Source organism: Limnospira sp., assembly GCF_051859755.1.
Lineage (GTDB): Bacteria > Cyanobacteriota > Cyanobacteriia > Cyanobacteriales > Microcoleaceae > Limnospira > Limnospira fusiformis.
In genome coordinates this window covers 1-17,304 of the sequence record NZ_JBIMLI010000112.1, presented here as the reverse complement: position 1 = coordinate 17,304, position 17,304 = coordinate 1, and the positions used below count along the sequence as shown (strand labels likewise).

At 44.7% G+C, this 17,304-nt stretch carries 14 protein-coding genes; 11 read left to right on the top strand and 3 right to left on the bottom strand.

The window, feature by feature from the left end; genetic code table 11:
- The coding region (locus ACTIE0_RS17435; protein ID WP_439516944.1) for a hypothetical protein at nucleotides 1-330 on the top strand (330 nt) is incomplete at its 5' end.
- Between the two features lie 113 nt (nucleotides 331-443).
- Here the strand turns inward: ACTIE0_RS17435 and cysW are convergent.
- The 3 genes from cysW to ACTIE0_RS17420 form a co-directional block, all read right to left on the bottom strand.
- Nucleotides 444-1,310, bottom strand: a complete 867-nt coding sequence (gene cysW, locus ACTIE0_RS17430; RefSeq protein WP_006619894.1) for a sulfate ABC transporter permease subunit CysW — start codon at nucleotides 1,308-1,310, stop codon at nucleotides 444-446.
- A gap of 36 nt (nucleotides 1,311-1,346) precedes the next feature.
- A complete protein-coding gene (gene cysT, locus ACTIE0_RS17425; protein ID WP_006625595.1) occupies nucleotides 1,347-2,198 on the bottom strand; it encodes a sulfate ABC transporter permease subunit CysT in 852 nt (283 codons plus the stop codon).
- Nucleotides 2,199-2,277: 79 nt separating this feature from the next.
- Nucleotides 2,278-3,339, bottom strand: a complete 1,062-nt coding sequence (locus ACTIE0_RS17420; protein WP_006670579.1) for a sulfate ABC transporter substrate-binding protein — start codon at nucleotides 3,337-3,339, stop codon at nucleotides 2,278-2,280.
- Nucleotides 3,340-3,514: 175 nt separating this feature from the next.
- Between ACTIE0_RS17420 and ACTIE0_RS17415 the strand changes: the two genes are divergently transcribed.
- The 10 genes from ACTIE0_RS17415 (at nucleotide 3,515) to ACTIE0_RS17370 (ending at nucleotide 17,153) form a co-directional block, all read left to right on the top strand.
- Nucleotides 3,515-4,309, top strand: coding sequence for a Crp/Fnr family transcriptional regulator (locus tag ACTIE0_RS17415; protein WP_006625597.1), 795 nt, complete (start codon nucleotides 3,515-3,517; stop codon nucleotides 4,307-4,309).
- A 41-nt stretch (nucleotides 4,310-4,350) separates the two neighbouring features.
- Nucleotides 4,351-5,349, top strand: a complete 999-nt coding sequence (locus ACTIE0_RS17410) for a sulfate/molybdate ABC transporter ATP-binding protein (protein ID WP_006619898.1) — start codon at nucleotides 4,351-4,353, stop codon at nucleotides 5,347-5,349.
- Nucleotides 5,324-5,740 (top strand): YidH family protein, encoded by a 417-nt coding sequence (locus ACTIE0_RS17405; protein ID WP_006670578.1) that lies wholly within the window; start codon nucleotides 5,324-5,326, stop codon nucleotides 5,738-5,740. The genes ACTIE0_RS17410 and ACTIE0_RS17405 overlap by 26 nt, the downstream gene beginning before the upstream one ends.
- 54 nt (nucleotides 5,741-5,794) lie before the next feature.
- On the top strand, nucleotides 5,795-6,400 hold the full coding sequence (locus ACTIE0_RS17400) for a Crp/Fnr family transcriptional regulator (protein WP_006625600.1): 606 nt from the start codon (nucleotides 5,795-5,797) through the stop codon (nucleotides 6,398-6,400).
- A gap of 336 nt (nucleotides 6,401-6,736) precedes the next feature.
- On the top strand, nucleotides 6,737-7,714 hold the full coding sequence (gene cysK, locus ACTIE0_RS17395) for a cysteine synthase A (protein ID WP_006670577.1): 978 nt from the start codon (nucleotides 6,737-6,739) through the stop codon (nucleotides 7,712-7,714).
- Nucleotides 7,715-7,830: 116 nt separating this feature from the next.
- Nucleotides 7,831-8,721 (top strand): serine O-acetyltransferase EpsC, encoded by an 891-nt coding sequence (epsC, locus tag ACTIE0_RS17390; protein ID WP_006625602.1) that lies wholly within the window; start codon nucleotides 7,831-7,833, stop codon nucleotides 8,719-8,721.
- Between the two features lie 180 nt (nucleotides 8,722-8,901).
- Nucleotides 8,902-9,825, top strand: a complete 924-nt coding sequence (locus tag ACTIE0_RS17385; protein WP_006670576.1) for a family 2A encapsulin nanocompartment shell protein — start codon at nucleotides 8,902-8,904, stop codon at nucleotides 9,823-9,825.
- Nucleotides 9,825-11,702: a family 2A encapsulin nanocompartment cargo protein cysteine desulfurase gene (locus tag ACTIE0_RS17380; RefSeq protein ID WP_006625604.1), complete on the top strand. Its 1,878-nt coding sequence runs from the start codon at nucleotides 9,825-9,827 to the stop codon at nucleotides 11,700-11,702. Before ACTIE0_RS17385 ends, ACTIE0_RS17380 begins: the two co-directional genes overlap by 1 nt.
- A 115-nt stretch (nucleotides 11,703-11,817) precedes the next feature.
- A complete protein-coding gene (locus ACTIE0_RS17375; protein WP_006670575.1) occupies nucleotides 11,818-13,971 on the top strand; it encodes an FAD/NAD(P)-binding protein in 2,154 nt (717 codons plus the stop codon).
- Between the two features lie 431 nt (nucleotides 13,972-14,402).
- Nucleotides 14,403-17,153 (top strand): bifunctional acetate--CoA ligase family protein/GNAT family N-acetyltransferase, encoded by a 2,751-nt coding sequence (locus tag ACTIE0_RS17370; protein WP_006625607.1) that lies wholly within the window; start codon nucleotides 14,403-14,405, stop codon nucleotides 17,151-17,153.
- Nucleotides 17,154-17,304: the final 151 nt, after the last annotated feature.

Genomic DNA, 17,304 nt, shown 5'->3' with positions numbered 1-17,304 from the left:
GCCCCCGAAACCAAGGGACCCCTGGAGTTAATTAGACTTAGCACCAGTGAACCTGATAAACCCGCCCCCGAAACCAAGGGACCCCTGGAGTTAATTAGACTTAGCACCAGTGAACCTGATAAACCCGCCCCCGAAACCAAAGGACCCCTGAAGTTAATTAGACTGGTCACCAGTCAACGTCATAAACCCGCCCCCGAAACCAAAGGACCCCTGAAGTTAATTAGACTTGTCACCAGTCAACGTCATAAACCCGCCCCCGAAACCAAAGGACCCCTGAAGTTAATTAGACTGGTCACCAACCTGGGGTGGTGTGGTTTGATTATATTATAGGTAGGACTAGCTTCTGGTGGATAGATTGAGGTGAAAAGATACGCTTCTGACTCTAATTGAGAAGGGTTTTGACAGTTTTTGAAGTGAAAAAAACGATCGCACCTAGAATTTCCTCACTTGGTCTTTTTCGCCTCCAACAGTTTTTTGAATACCAAAGTTACAAAGGACAAACTTCCCAAAACTACGGCGGCAGAATAGGATGCAGTAGTCTGATATTGAACGTGCATTTCCTCGACAAATAGGGGCAAAGTCTGAGTTTTGCCGATAATATTTCCCGAAACTACGGCCACCGCGCCAAACTCTCCCATAGACCTGGCATTAGTGAGAAGAATGCCATATAATAAACTCCAGCGAATAGAAGGTAAAGTCACCCGCCAGAAGGTTTGCCAATCATTGGCTCCCATAGTTTTAGCGGCTTCTTCTTGTTCTGTGCCAATTTCTTCTAAGGCTGGGAGAACTTCCCGCGCGACAAAAGGCATACAGACAAAAGCGCTGGCTAAAACCATACCGGGGAAGGCAAATAATATTCTGATATTAGCAGACTGTAAGGCTGCACCAAACCAACCCTGTCGTCCGTAGAGTAATACTAGCATTAATCCGACTACTACGGGGGAAATGGAAAAGGGGAGGTCTATGATACTTAATAATAGTGTTCTTCCGGGGAATTGATGACGAGCGATCGCCAAAGCGGTCACAATTCCAAATATCACACTAACTGGTACTACAATAGCATCAATCATGACGCTTAATTTGGCAGCGTGCAGAAATTCCGGTGAGGTCACAGCACGGGCAAAACCACTCCAGCCGTTTCTAAATGCACCGACAAAAATATTAGCAGCAGGTACAAATAAGACTAACCCGACAAACAGAATGACAGCGAGGACTAAAGCCACCTCAAAATTGCTCACCTGGGTTTGAGAGTTTTGGGCGGGTTGGATTAATTTTTTGGGATGCAAATATCCGATATTTTGGGGTTTCATATATCATCCTTATTAAAAAAATAGTTGCCCGCAAGTTTACGGTCTTTGGTTAATGCGATTACCCCAACTTTGCAGACAGTTGATGATTAATAAGGAGGCTAAAGAAACCAGTAACATAACGGTACCAATAACGGCAGCACCGGCATAGTCAAACTGTTCGAGACGTTGGAAAATCAGCACGGGAGCAATCAAATCTTGAAAAGGGATATTACCAGCAATAATAACAATGGAACCATACTCTCCGACAGCGCGAGAAAATCCCAAAGCGACCCCGGTTAAAATAGCGGGAATTAAGGGAGGTAATATAACTCGGCGAAAGGTTTGCCAACGGGAAGCACCCATGCACCAAGCGACTTCTTCGAGTTCGGGTTCCAATTCCTGAAGCACGGGTTGGACAGTTCGCACGACAAAAGGAAGAGAAATAAACACCATAGCTAAACCGACCCCTAGACGGGTAAAAGCAATTTTAATACCCAGGGGAGCTAATAAACTTCCTATCCATCCATTTTCAGCGTATACGGTAGCAAGGGTGAGTCCCGCAACGGCTGTGGGTAGCGCAAAAGGTAAATCTATGGCACCATCAATTATTTCCTTTCCGGGGAAACGATAGCGCACTAAAACCCAGGCGACTGCGACTCCGGCTATACCATTAATAGAGGTGGCATAAATAGCCGTAAAAAATGTAACTCGGTAGGCAGATAAAGCGACGGGATGGGTAGTAATTCGCCATATTTCTGCCCAAGTAAGATTGGCGGTAAATGAAATTAGGGCAAGAATGGGCAGTAACAGCATGATGCTGAGATAACCACCTATTCCCCACCAATACCAGGGAATTTTTGGTAAAAACCGGGTGAATGATGATAGAGATATTGATAAGGTTGTGAGCATGATGGTTGCGCCAATTCAAGGAAGTTGGAGAACAATTAAAATGGCTGGGCAACCTGATTATAAGCTGTGAGAATTTGAACTAGCGACCGATTTGGGCTTGGATTTCATCGAACATAGCACCGTCAGCAAAAAATTGGTTTTGGACGGCATCCCATCCCCCCAAGTCTTCTACTGTAAATAGATTGGTGATAGGAATAAAGCGATCGCTAAATTCCGCCTCAATTGTGGGGTCTACGGGACGAAAACCAGCCTGAGCAAATGCCCTTTGGGCTTGGGGAGTATATAGAAACTGCACAAAGGCTTCCGCCACTTCGCGGGTTCCGCGTCTGTCTACAGTGGCATCAACAACGGCAATGGGATTATCAATAGAAATATTAGTCTGGGGAATTACATAGGGCAAAGTTTGACCTTGCTGTTGAGCCAGTAGCACTTCATTTTCATAGTTAATTAAGGCATCCCCTTGTCCTTGTCGATAGAAAACTTCGGTAGCTTCCCGGGCATTTCTTGGTAATACGGGAACGTTTCTAAAAACCTGTTGCACAAAGTCGAGGGCTTGGGCTTCGGTTTGACCGGTTTCGGTTTTGGCTCCCCACAGGACAAGGAAATTCCAACGAGCCCCCCCAGAGGTTTTGGGGTTGGCGGTGATGGTTTGAATATCATCGCGGGCTAGGTCTTGCCAGTCTTGGATATTTTTGGGGTTCCCAGGGCGGGTAATAATGGCCGCGACGGAACGGTGGATGATCGCATTATTGGGCGCTTCATTTTCCCATCCCGGTTCAATTAGTCCTGCTTCCTGAATGGCTTGGGTATCCAGGGCTAAGGCGAGGGCTACGATATCAGCCTCTAAACCATCAATCACGGCCCTAGCTTGGGAACCGGAACCGCCATAGCTTTGGCGAATACGGACATCTTGACCATGTTGGGCTTTCCACTCCTCGGCGAATTGGGGAATGATTTGTTCGTAGGCGGCTTGGGTGACGGCGTAGGAGACTAGGGTCAGATCTACGGAATCTCGGGCTGTATCCCCTGTTGTGCCACAGGCAGCAATCACCCCACTGGCGCTAATTCCCACGATAAACAGGGAAAGGCGCTGTCGCCAAGGCTTGGAATTGAGATATCGGCTGGGGAAGTTGGCTTTCATGGCTACATCTTTTTTAAATCTGAGGTTCCCAGATGGGAGTCTGATTGGGCTTTGATTGCAATCGTAGCACATTTTAATTATATGTCAAGTGTAACTGAAATATAAATGTTTTGCGATACGCTTGCAAAATAAATACAGGTGGTGTATTATAAAAGTGGAGAACAATTAAGTGGCAATGGCCAAGCCAGCAGAACCAGGGGCAATCCAGGAGATTGCGGAGGAACTAAGTCAAAACAACTATCTGTTTCGGGGTTTGGATGTGGCTGAACTGTCGGAGGTACTCTCCACGGGAGAAGTCACACCCCAAAAGCTGTACTCGGGTCGTTCGGTGTATACGGCCTTCCGTCCTGATACGTCGATCGCATCTCTTTATGTGGTCAGCAGTGGTGGTCCGGTAATCCTGCGGAGTTCACCTTTAGACCGAATCATTGCTATCACCTATCCGGGTAGTTGTTTTGGAATGCGAAATCTGGCTTTAGGCTATGGGCGAGTGTCGCGGTCTTTTCCGAGTTTGGTGGAGGCTTACAAAACCACTGATGCGATCGAGATTGACCTAGACATTATTAAAACCCTCCACGCTGAGAATGAGATATTCCGCGATCGCTACGATTATTTATTTGAACTGCGGGAAAAATTCCAATATCACCTACTTAACTGTAGTACCCATCCCCCCCAAGCGGTGGCTGCATTATTAAGGGGACTCATCTACCAAGAGCGATCGCTTTTGAATCAACCCCAAGCCGATGATATTTATGTTTTTGACCTACCCATTGATATCATCGCTCACGCCGCCCAACTTAACCACCGCACCGTTGAACAGGTCTTAAAAGGAATGCGTAAACAAGGGCTTTTACTACCCCCTCAAAATGACGATTCCTCTAACGACACCATCCGGGTTTGTGACCCCGAAGGACTCAAAGAAATCTACAGCGCCACCCGTGACAAGGTATCTTGGTGGCCTCTGCGTTAAGGTCAAATTATCAACTGTCAATTATTAACGGAATTTTAGCCATGACTATTCAAGTAGAAAACCTGGTAAAATGCTTTGGCAATTTTGTAGCTTTAGACAACATCAATTTAACAGTTAAAACCGGGTCGCTGGTGGCTCTATTGGGGCCGTCTGGTTCCGGTAAATCGACTTTACTTAGAGCGATCGCTGGATTGGAAAAGCCAGACTATGGGAGGATTTATTTAGAAAATGGTGATGTAACTAATGCCCAGGTTCAAGATAGACAAGTGGGGTTTGTGTTTCAACATTATGCCCTATTTAAACACATGACCGTGCGCCAAAATATCGCTTTTCCGATGGAAATTGCCCGCCGTCCTAAGTCTTATATTCGCCAGCGAGTTGCCCAATTATTAGATTTAATTAAATTAGAAGGATTAGGCGATCGCTATCCCGTGCAACTATCCGGCGGACAGCGCCAGCGCATAGCCCTCGCCCGCGCTTTAGCAGTCGAACCCAAAGTGTTATTATTAGATGAACCCTTTGGCGCTTTAGATGCCAATGTGCGGCAAGATTTAAGGTCTTGGTTGCGCCGCCTCCATGATGAAGTTCATGTCACCACCTTAATTGTCACCCATGACCGCGAAGAAGCCATGGAAATTGCCGACGAAATTGTAGTCATGAATAAGGGTATGATTGAACAGGTCGGCACTCCCCAAGAGATTTACGATCGCCCTTCAACTCCCTTTGTCATGGGTTTCATTGGTCCCGTTAATATGCTCCCGGAAAACAGCCTTAATAGTCCTTCTCCTGTGTTTATCCGCCCTCACGATATCCGCATTAGTAATATAGCTAATCATAAAACTATCCCCGCAGTAATTCAACGGATAGTCTATAAAGGATGGGATGTACAGGTAGCCTTATCTTTAAGGGATGGCACTCAGATTAATGCTCAATTAACCCGGGATGAATGGGATATTCTAGGTGTGGATATCCAGAAAAAAGTCTACATTTTCTCAGATAAAGTTGTTGCCTTTGATGAAGCACTTCAAGCTGTTAGTTAGTCGTCAATCAACTCATCATTCTCAGGAGATAAAAAGCCCGGTCTTAAATTCTTCTCGAGTCCGGGATCATCTCGCCAATGAGCGCACCTATCTAGCTTGGGTGCGAACCTCTCTAGGATTAGTCGGCATTGGACTTCTGATAGCTCGTCTATGTTATCTTATCCCAGATATTTCTGCTAAAAATAATCAGATTTTGTTCCTAAGTTTAGGGTCCTTATGTTTAGGAATATTAACTATCGTGATGTCTACACATCAATACTTTTTAGTACGACAAAAAATTGATGGTCAAACCTATGAACCAACCGGAGGGTGGATTGTGGTTTTCAGCTCCGCTTTATTGGTACTAGCGATAATCCTAGTTTATGGAATCTTAAATATCACTGATATTTAGGATGAATCTCAATAGCCCAGAATTATTTTCATTATCTCTTGATAGACCATCAACATGAGCGATTTAACACACCGAATTAGCCAACAAGAAATCAGCCAAATTCCACAAAATGCTGCTAGTAGGTCTTTTAATCGGCGAGATTTTCTACCTGAAGAAAGTCAGTTTTTTTGGTTAATTAAAAAAGGAGTTGTCCGAAGTATAGCTTATACAGAAGACAATACAGTTGTCTGCACCGGAATTTGGTTAGTTGATGATATTGTGGGTAAACCTTTATCGCGAACTTCACCCTATATTATAGAAGCATTAACCCCAGTTAAAGTGATAGCAATTCCCACAAGTTCTTGGCAACCTTCCTCTGAATTAATTTTCAACTACTGGCAAAATACCGAGACGTTACTGATGGCTCGTGCCAATCACAGCGCTTGGTTTATTTTGCTGAATGTTCTCAACTGGTTATCTCAGCGTTTTGGTAATCGTACCAGTGAGGGATATTTAATTGATGTGAGGTTGACACATCAAGATTTAGCCGAATTATGCGGATTGACTCGAGTCACAATTACTCGTTTACTCAAACAATTTGAATCGGAAGGATTAATTTATAGAAATTCTAGTAGAATTATCCTCAACGATGAGTACAGCACTTGGTACTATCAAATTTGATGGGTATAACCTCAAGTTGGGTTGAAGATTTGATCTAAGCACTGTATTTCAAGAAGAAGAGTTTTTGATACTACCTCCCCTCCCAATTCTCGGAGAGGGAGATTTTTTCCTGAGCAGAAGTTGACTCCCCTCGGCAGCGAGTAGCTGAAACCCTTTGATAGCAAAGAATCTAGTAGTTACACAAGCGATCGCTCGCAAAATTTAAAAAAATTCAAAAATGTATTGCAAATGTTTTGAAATTCATGTATATTAGATTTACAGATTGACAAGCAAGTTGTCGCCCTATTAGACCGGGCACAACATCAGTCCCGAAATATATAACTAGGAGTATTGAATATGGTGAAATGGTTTTTAGATAACAGTCTCGCCATCGGTAGGACTCCCCTAGTCCGTTTAAATCGCGTAGTTGGTGATAGTAGCGCGACTGTTCTGGCTAAAATTGAAGGTCGTAATCCAGCCTATTCGGTTAAATGCCGTATTGGTGCGGCGATGATTTGGGATGCAGAACAACGAGGCTTATTAGGATCCGGTAAAGAAATAGTTGAACCCACCAGTGGTAATACAGGAATTGCCTTAGCCTTTGTCGCTGCTGCCAAAGGCATTCCCCTCACCTTAACCATGCCTGAAACGATGAGTTTGGAACGACGGAAATTGCTGCGGGCTTATGGAGCAAATCTAATTTTAACCGAAGGCTCAAAAGGCATGGTGGGCGCAGTAGCAAAAGCTGAGGAAATTGCAGCTTCTAATCCCGATCGCTATGTTTTATTGCAACAGTTTCGTAACCCAGCAAATCCCCGGATCCATGAGCAGACCACTGGGCCAGAAATCTGGGAAGAAACCGAAGGAGCGATCGATATTCTGGTTTCAGGAGTGGGTACAGGCGGAACAATTACCGGAGTATCCCGATATATTAAACACACTCAAGGTAAAGCCATATTATCAGTGGCAGTAGAACCGGAAGCCAGCCCAGTTATATCCCAAACCATTGCCGGAGATCCAGTAAAATCAGGCCCCCATAAAATCCAGGGCATTGGTGCAGGCTTTGTCCCAGAAGTGCTGGATTTATCAATAGTTGATGCCGTAGAAACTGTCACCAATGAAGAAGCAATTTTCTACGCTCAACGGTTAGCTAAAGAAGAAGGAATTTTATCAGGTATTTCCTGCGGAGGAGCGACAGCAGTGGCAGTCAGACTAGCCCATAGACCAGAGAATCAGGACAAAACTATTGTGGTTATTTTGCCAGACTCTGGTGAACGTTATCTCAGTTCTATTCTTTTCCAAGGAGTATTTAACGAGCAAGGTTTAGCTGTTTAATTTTGCCTTAAATTTCCTAATATTTGCCCCGGTATTAGCTGACAATAAACCATGACCAATGATAGCTATATTTCCCTAACTTATAGCCCCGTTAGCAAACATGGGATATTGAGTCAGTGATTACAGCTTTATCCCAGCCTCGCAAGCAGGCTTTTAGGAGTTGTTCACAAGAGCGAAATTATGTTCCCTTGCCATCCCGTAAAATCTTATTTAAGATGGTGGATAAACTCAGGGGGGCTTTATTTCCTTTCCACTTTGGCAATCCCGATCTCCGAGAAACTTCTACCCATTATTTTATAGGTCATACCCTTAATGAATCTCTGCAATTACTCGAACATCAAATCCAACGAGAGCAGTCGTTGATTGCTTCAGAAAATCAGGTAGAAGAATCTAAAATTCGGGAAAAAGCTAGGTCAATAGTGCAGGCTTTTGCCGAACAACTACCTGAAATAAAAAACCTGCTAGAAAGTGATGTTTGTGCCGCTTATGATGGCGATCCATCCGCCAAGAATTTAGACGAGGTGCTGTTTTGCTATCCGGGAATTACGGCAATTACCTATCATCGAATTGCTCATGCACTGTATCGTATTGACTCACCTTTATTAGCTAGAATTATTGCGGAAATTGGTCATTCAGAAACGGGAATAGATATTCATCCTGGGGCTACTATTGGCAATAGTTTCTTTATCGATCACGGTACAGGAGTAGTAATTGGTGAAACCACTGTAATTGGCGATCGCGTCAGGATTTATCAAGCCGTTACTTTAGGGGCAAAAAGTTTTCCTCGCGACGAATCTGGCAGTTTAATTAAAGGCAATCCCCGTCATCCAATTATCGAAGACGATGTAGTGATTTATTCCGGGGCAACAATTCTCGGCCGAGTCACTATAGGTCAAGGATCAACCATAGGCGGCAATGTTTGGCTAACCCGTAGTGTACCAGCCGGAGCTTTTGTCTCCCAAGCTCAAGTACGGGAGGAAATTTTTGATGCAGGGGCAGGCATTTAACTTGCCTCTCTAATTCCCAGCCAGATCATATAGCTATAAAGAGGGAATAAGATATCCCCGCCTATCAACCCGCTGATAAATCACTGCAGACAGCAGAAACCCAGTTTATGGAAAATAAGCGACAGTGATTTTAGCGATAGATTTTAACCTCATTCCTTGAATAAATCGGAGTTACAATCGATGACTAGCACCAATAACCCTGAACTGCAATTAGCCGTTAATGATGTTGCAGCGCGTCAGTTGGCTAATGCCACAAAAACCGTTCCTCAATTAGACACAATTAGTCCCCGTTGGTTTGTGCGTCTGCTGCACTGGACACCTGTTGAAGCCGGGATATATCGTCTCAACAAAGTCAAAAATCCTTCTCAAGTCGAAGTGGCTTGCTCAGAACGAGATGAGCGAGAATTACCTGAAACCTTTGTGGATTATCAAGAACAGCCGCGAGAATATTTTCTCAGCGCTGTTAATACGGTTATCGATGTTCACACTCGTGTTTCTGACCTTTATAGCAGTCCCCACGATCAGATCCATGAACAGTTGCGCTTGACGATTGAAATTTTGAAAGAACGTCAAGAAAGTGAACTGATTAATAATCCTGAATACGGGTTGCTCAATAACATTGTTGACAGTCAAAAAGTACAGCCCCGAGGTCTGGCTCCTACTCCAGATGATCTTGATGAGTTATTGGCGAAAGTTTGGAAAGAACCCGCCTTTTTCCTGGCTCATCCTAAAGCGATCGCTGCCTTTGGTCGCGAAGCCACCCGCCGTGGCGTTCCCCCTGCTACCGTTTCTTTATTTGGTTCTCAATTCATCACCTGGCGCGGAGTGCCCTTAATTCCTTCCGATAAACTCGCGGTGAATAATGAGGGCAAAACCAATATTTTACTGCTGCGGGTCGGCGACAGTCGTCAAGGGGTAGTTGGCTTGTATCAACCGAATTTACCCGGTCAACAGGGACCCGGACTTTCCGTGCGCTTTATGGGAATTAGCCGCAAAGCGATCGCCTCTTATCTCGTCTCCCTGTACTGCTCTTTAGCCGTCCTGACCGACGATGCGGCTGCCGTTCTTCAGAACGTTGATGTCAACCAGTATCACACCTACTAATGACTACCCCCAAACTTTACCCGGAAAATTCCCTGACAGAAGGGCAGGCGAAACCCAACCCTAGTCCCTCTGTCACTGATTTGGGGGGAGATGGCATCAACCCCTTATTTAAAGCGGACACCTTCGATCAACTGGCGAATGCTTTTATTCAAGAAGTGAAGCGCAGCGGCATTGATGTGCCATTGCCCGACTCCCTAAATATCCCTCAATCGGTTCAGGATATTAGTAGTCCGGTCTCCAATATTAAGCAAAATTTGCTTGATGGGAAATCACTGCCAGTATCCACACCTCACTTATCTGTTGGGGAGCCGCAATTCTATTTTAGCGATCCCGGTGTCGATCGCCCCGACTCCCCCCATTCCGTAGCGGAAGTAGGAGCCGGTGCATCCCATATTCCCAAAGAAATTCCCCAGGCGATCGCAACTCCCGCAACTCCTACAGTTCCGAATCTATCCTTAGCATCGGTTCCCACACCATCTATCCCAACTGTCACCCCCAACTTCTATTTTTTAGAACATTTAAGTCAAGGGGTAGAAAGACAAAAACCAGATCAGAGCATCCCTAAAACTGTTGAGGATTATTCCCCACAGAATTACAGGCAAAATTCACCGATTGACCCATTTTTTGTGCCTCTGGCGGCGGTGACAAAACATGATATTTTCGATGTCGAAACTATCCGCCGTGATTTTCCCATTTTGCAAGAGAAAGTCAACGGTAAACCCCTGATCTGGTTTGATAATGCGGCAACGACTCAAAAACCTCAAGCCGTCATCGATCGCCTAGTTCATTATTACTCCCATGAAAACTCCAACGTTCACCGCGCCGCCCATGAATTAGCAGCCCGGTCAACAGATGCCTACGAAGCCGCCAGAGAGACAGTTCGTCATTTTATCAATGCCTCCTCCGTCAACGAAATCATCTTTGTACGAGGAACCACAGAAGCCATAAACTTGGTGGCGAAAAGTTGGGGAGAACAAAACATCAAAGCCGGGGATGAGATTGTTCTAAGTCATTTAGAACACCATGCTAATATTGTGCCTTGGCAACAGTTAGCAACTCGGACCGGAGCCAAGTTGCGTATTGCACCCGTAGACGATCGCGGACAAATTTTGTTGGAAGAGTATCAACAACTGCTCAATCCTCGCACAAAATTGGTAGCTTTTTCCCAAGTTTCTAATGCTTTGGGAACCATTACACCGGCGGCAAAAATGATTGCCCAGGCTCACCAAGTTGGTGCCAAAGTGTTATTAGATGGCGCTCAGTCCGTCTCTCATATTCCTGTTGACGTGCAACAACTCGGTTGCGACTGGTTTGTTTTTTCCGGTCATAAAATCTTTGGACCCACTGGCATTGGCGTTGTTTATGGTCACGAAGACCTATTAAACGCCAGTCCCCCCTGGCAGGGTGGCGGCAACATGATTGTTGATGTCACTTTCGAGCGCACTGTTTATCAAAATAGTCCAGCCCGATTTGAAGCGGGGACGGGGAATATTGCTGATGCAGTGGGATTAGCTACAGCCCTTGATTATGTTCAACAGATTGGTTTACCAAATATTGCCCGTTATGAGCATGAATTGCTCGAATATGCGACCACGGGTTTAAATACTATTCCCGGTCTGCATTTAATTGGTACTGCCCCAGAAAAAGCTGCTGTCCTTTCCTTTGTTTTGGATGGTTTCTCGGCGGAAGCTGTAGGACAAGCACTCAACCAAGAAGGCATCGCGGTGCGTGCGGGTCATCATTGCGCCCAACCAATTTTGCGACGGTTTGGTTTAGAGGCAACTGTGCGTCCGTCCTTGGCTTTTTATAATACTAAATCTGAGGTAGATGCTCTGGTTCATGCTTTGGAACGAATCCGACAAAAACAATTAGGCTAATTAGCAAAGAGCCCAGGTTTCTTCATTAGTCACTTTTTTTGATAGAAACCTGGTTTTTATGCTGGTTTTGGAAAATTAAATCAGAAAATAATTTGCTTTAAACAGGGGGGTCAGGATGATTTCAGATGCTTCTCTTACCGTGGCTATTGTCGGCGCGGGATTTAGTGGGACAATGGTGGCTGTTCACCTGTTAAAAAATGCTCAAAGACCCCTGAAAATAAAGCTCATAGATTGTAACGATATTGGCAAAGGAGTTGCTTATCGCACCACAAGCAATAGCCATTTCCTCAATGTTCCGGCATCCACAATGAGTGCTTTTCCTGATGACTCCAGTCATCTCCTCCGTTGGCTCAATTTTAATTATCATACCCTAAAAACTTGGCTGCCCAATCAACCTGATTCCAGTCTTTTTATTCCGCGTAGAGTTTATGGAATATATATTCAGTCGGTTTTACAAGAAGCTGAATCCACTGCCTCAAGTTATGTCAACCTCGAACGTATTATTGATGAAGTTGTTGGGATAAATCCTCAAAATAATGGAGCAATTGTTTGCCTCAAAAATCAAGATAATTTTGCCGCTGATAAAATAGTTTTAGCTCTCGGTAATGGAGCCACTCCTCCTCCTCTTTCTTTAGGTAAGTTACAGGGTAATTCCAATATTCACCCATCCTATATACGCAATGCTTGGTCAAAGGATGCGTTAACTGGGCTAGAGGTGGATGATTCTGTATTATTGATTGGTACAGGATTAACAATGGTGGATATGGTGATGTCTCTATGCGATCGCCATCACCAAGGTAAAATTTATGCTGTTTCCCGTCATGGTTTATTGCCTTTGTCTCATCAGCCTAGCCAACCCTACCCGAATTTTTTAACTAAAAATACCGCGCCCAAAACGATTAGGGGTTTATTAAAGTCTATTCGTGCGGAGATTAAAACAGCCACGGAATTGGGTTATAATTGGCAGTCTGTCATTGATTCGCTTCGTCCGGTGACTCAAGAATTGTGGCAAGAATTATCAGCCGTTGAACAAAAAAGATTTCTGCGTCATGTCAACCGTTACTGGGATATTCATCGCCATCGTTTGGCTTCAGAAATTGGCGAAATTATGGAAAGTTTAATTATTGCTAAAAAACTCATTATTAAATTTGGAAGAATTGGCAATTATACACAAACAGATAGTGGAATATTGGTAGATATTTATAAAGGCAATTTTCATGTAAGCATACAAGTTAAAAAGTTGATTAATTGCACGGGAATACAAGTAGATTATCGAAACTCAAAACAGTCTTTAATTGCTGATTTAAGAAACCAAGGATTAATCTGTCCTAACCCTTTGGGTTTGGGACTATATACTTTACCTAATGGGGTGATATTAGATGCCCAAGGTCAAGGTTCTAGTTTACTTTATACCCTTGGACCTCCCCGGAAAGGTGATCTATGGGAAACTACAGCTATCAAAGAAATCCGGGAACAAGCCCAATTATTAGCAACAACTATATTAAATGATCTACCTTTATGGGTGCGTCCTGTAGCGCCTTTATCTACATCTAATCATAACCATAGCAGTGAATTAAATTTATTATTTCGTCAGTTATTTGATCAACAGTCAAGCACTTATACTTATTTAATTGCTGATCTGGAGACTAAACAAGCAGTTTTAGTAGATACAGTGTTGGCAAAAATAGACCGTGATTTACAATTAATAAATGATTGGAGATTGAATCTTTGTTACTGTTTAGAAACTCATCTGCATGCTGACCATATTACTGGTGCTGGTCAATTGAGAAAGCTAACAGGTTGTCAAGTTTTAGTTCCTAAAAATGACCGAATTAAAGGTGCAGATGGACAGTTAGATGATGGTGATATTGTCAATTTGGGAAGTGTAAATATTCAGGCGATCGCTACTCCTGGTCATACTAATAGTCATCTAGCTTATTTAATTAACCATCGTTATTTGTTAACGGGAGATGCCTTATTGATTCGTGGTTGTGGACGCACTGACCTACAATCAGGAGATGCCGGAACTCTTTATGATACTGTGACACGAAAGTTATTTACCCTATCGGATGATATTTTGGTTTATCCTGCCCATGATTATAAGGGTCGCACGGTTTCTACCATTGGCGAAGAAAAAATGTGCAATCCTCGATTAAGTCAACGCAGTAGAGAAGAATTTATTACCTTAATGGAACACCTTGATCTAAGTTATCCGAGTCAAATGGCAGAGGCGATCGCTGCCAACGAATGGTGTGGCGATCGACCTTAAAATCACTCGATTATATCGCTAGATCACCTATCTATAATCATAGCAAATACTGGCATATTGCCGCAAATTTAATCAAGAGCAATACAACTTCAAAAGCGATCGCCTTTCTGGGTCCCTATCCCAGAGGGGAGACCGCTGTAGTGAGGGAGGACAGCGTTGTGAGTAGGGAATTGATAGTTTGTTATTTAAATTAAACTTAACCGACAATTAACCCCCAAATGATAAAAAATTGAGCAGCCACTCAAAAACCGAGGTCAAGCACCCTTGATAAATCAGCCCCAGGTATCTGAACAATCCCAAAGTAGTGAAAGTTACCAAACTCAGGAAAAAATCAATACCTCTAGCCCAATAGAGTGAATGGGAACTATAATAGTAACATATACTCACCAACCAACCAGAGCAAAACTCCCATCAACAGAGAGGCATGGTTTATGCAAGCCACCAGATCAAGAACCACCGATCCAGCCCATGACGTTTTACGCTACGACCACCAACCCCTCAAAGCCATATTTTCACCCCAAACAGTAGCCGTCATAGGTGCCACCGAAAAACCCAACAGTGTAGGGCGAACCTTGCTGTGGAACCTAATTCGTAACCCCTTTGGTGGTACAGTATTTCCTATCAACCCCAAACGTAGCAATGTTTTAGGTATCAAAGCCTATCCCAGTATAGGGGAAGTCCCAGAGACAGTAGATTTAGCAATTATTATCACCCCTGCGCCCACAGTCCCCGATATAGTGCGGCAATGCGTGGAAGCCGGAGTCAAAGGCGCAATCATTCTCTCGGCTGGGTTTAAAGAAATCGGACCCAAGGGGGTCGAATTAGAACAACAAATCCTGGAATATGCCCGCCAAAGCACGATGCGGATTATTGGTCCTAACTGTTTAGGACTAATGAACCCCCTCACCGGACTAAATGCCACTTTTGCCAGTGCCATGGCTATTCGCGGTAGTGTAGGCTTTATCAGTCAAAGTGGGGCCTTGTGTACCTCCATTTTAGACTGGAGTTTTCAGGAAAATGTCGGCTTTAGTGCTTTCGTCTCCATCGGATCAATGTTAGATGTGGGATGGGGAGATCTAATTTACTACCTGGGTAATGACCCGAACACCAAAAGCATTGTCATCTATATGGAGTCCATAGGAGATGCACGGTCATTCCTATCAGCAGCGCGGGAAGTAGCCCTAACTAAACCCATTATTGTCATTAAAGCCGGACGCACAGAAGCCGCAGCCAAAGCCGCAGCCTCCCATACGGGGGCCTTGGCGGGGAGTGATGATGTCCTTGATGCAGCTTTTCGGCGCTGTGGAGTTTTGCGGGTCTATCATATCGCCCATTTATTCTCTCTGTCGGAATTGCTGGGAAAACAACCACGCCCTAAAGGTCCCCGCCTAACTATTTTAACTAATGCAGGGGGACCGGGAGTGCTAACCACGGATACTTTACTGATTGAAGGGGGAACCCTAGCACAACTATCCTCTGAAACTACTAAGGCCCTTAACCAGGTTTTACCGCCCCAATGGAGTCACAGCAACCCGATTGATATTCTGGGGGATGCAGACCCGGAACGTTACGCGAAAGCCTTTGAAATAGCGGTGAAAGACCCTAGTGGGGATGGGTTGTTAGTGATTTTGACTCCCCAAGCTATGACTGACCCCACTCAAACGGCGGAACAGTTGAAGTTTTTGGCAATGCAGGATCACAAAAAACCGATTTTGGCTAGTTGGATGGGTGGCGCAGAAGTGGCAGCAGGGGCTAAGATTCTTAATCAAGCCAATATCGCCACTTTCTCTTATCCTGATACGGCGGTGCGGATGTTTAACTATATGTGGCGCTATACCTACAATTTGCGTGGCTTGTATGAAACACCGACTTTCGCAGCTTCTGAGGATAATTTATCGACACTGGAAACGGCTAAACATCTGATTGATAAGGTCCTTAGCCAAGGACGAAGTTTGCTAACTGAGTTTGAGTCTAAGGAACTTCTAGCACTTTATGGCATCCCGGTGGTTGATACTCGCATGGCTTCAAGGGTTGAGGAGGCTTTGGCGGCGGCGGAAGCTATTGGCTATCCGGTAGCCCTCAAATTGTTGTCGGAAACTATTACCCACAAAACTGATGTGGGTGGGGTTAAACTTAATTTGACTAGCGCTGAAGAAGTACAGGCGGCTTATGAGGCGATCGCTTCTTCGGTAGCGGAAAAGGTCGGACCTGAACATTTCCAAGGTGTCACGGTTCAGGAAATGCTTAAATTAGATGGCTATGAATTAATTATCGGCAGTAGCCTTGACCCTCAATTCGGACCAGTGTTGCTATTTGGTACGGGTGGGCAACTGGTGGAAGTATTTAAAGACCGTATCCTGGCTTTACCGCCCCTTAACACCACTTTGGCGCGGCGGATGATGGAACAGACCAAAATCTATAAAGCCCTGTTAGGAGTGCGGGGAAGGCCTCCTGTCGATATGGATGCCCTTGAACAGCTTATGGTCAGGTTTTCCCATATAGTGGTCGAACAACCCTGGATTAAGGAAATTGATATTAACCCTCTGGTGGCTTCGGAAGACCGACTGGTGGCCCTCGATGCGCGGGTGGTACTTCATGACCCAGACACCCCAGAAGACCAATTATCTAAGCCGGCTATCCGACCCTATCCTCAGCAATATGTCACCTATTGGGTTTCTCAGAAGGAAATCCCTATTACTATCCGTCCTATCCGTCCTGAAGATGAACCCATGGCGGTTAAATTCCATGAAAGTCTTTCGGAGGAAAGCGTTTATTTGCGCTATGCTCATCTGATCAAACTTAGTTCCCGGACAGGTCATGAACCTATGTCCCGACTCTGTTTTATCGATTACGATCGCGAAATGGCTCTGGTAGCAGAATACACCAATCCCGAAACCCACGAACGACAAATCATCGGCTTGGGACGACTTAGCAAGGTGTATGGTAGCAATGAGGCGGAATTTTCCCTATTGGTGGCTGATTCTTTCCAACGTCAAGGGGTAGGGACGCAGTTGCTTGAACAACTCCTATATATTGGTCGCCAGGAAAAACTCACTTCCATTATGGCAGAAATCCTCACTGATAACCGGGTGATGCAGCATATCTGCGAAAAAATCGGATTTACCCTTAACCGGGTAATTGGGGAACCCATGGTCAGGGCGGAAATTCAACTTTCCGATTAGCATTTGTTTGTTATTGTTTCTTTAGTGCTGGGGTAGCGATCGCGATCGCTACCCCTACCATTGTACAGGGGGGAGTTCACGTAAACCTCTTGGGAGCGTGGAAGCCCCGTGTCTTTAGACCGGGGAGGAAACGCGACAGGGGGACTTTAGT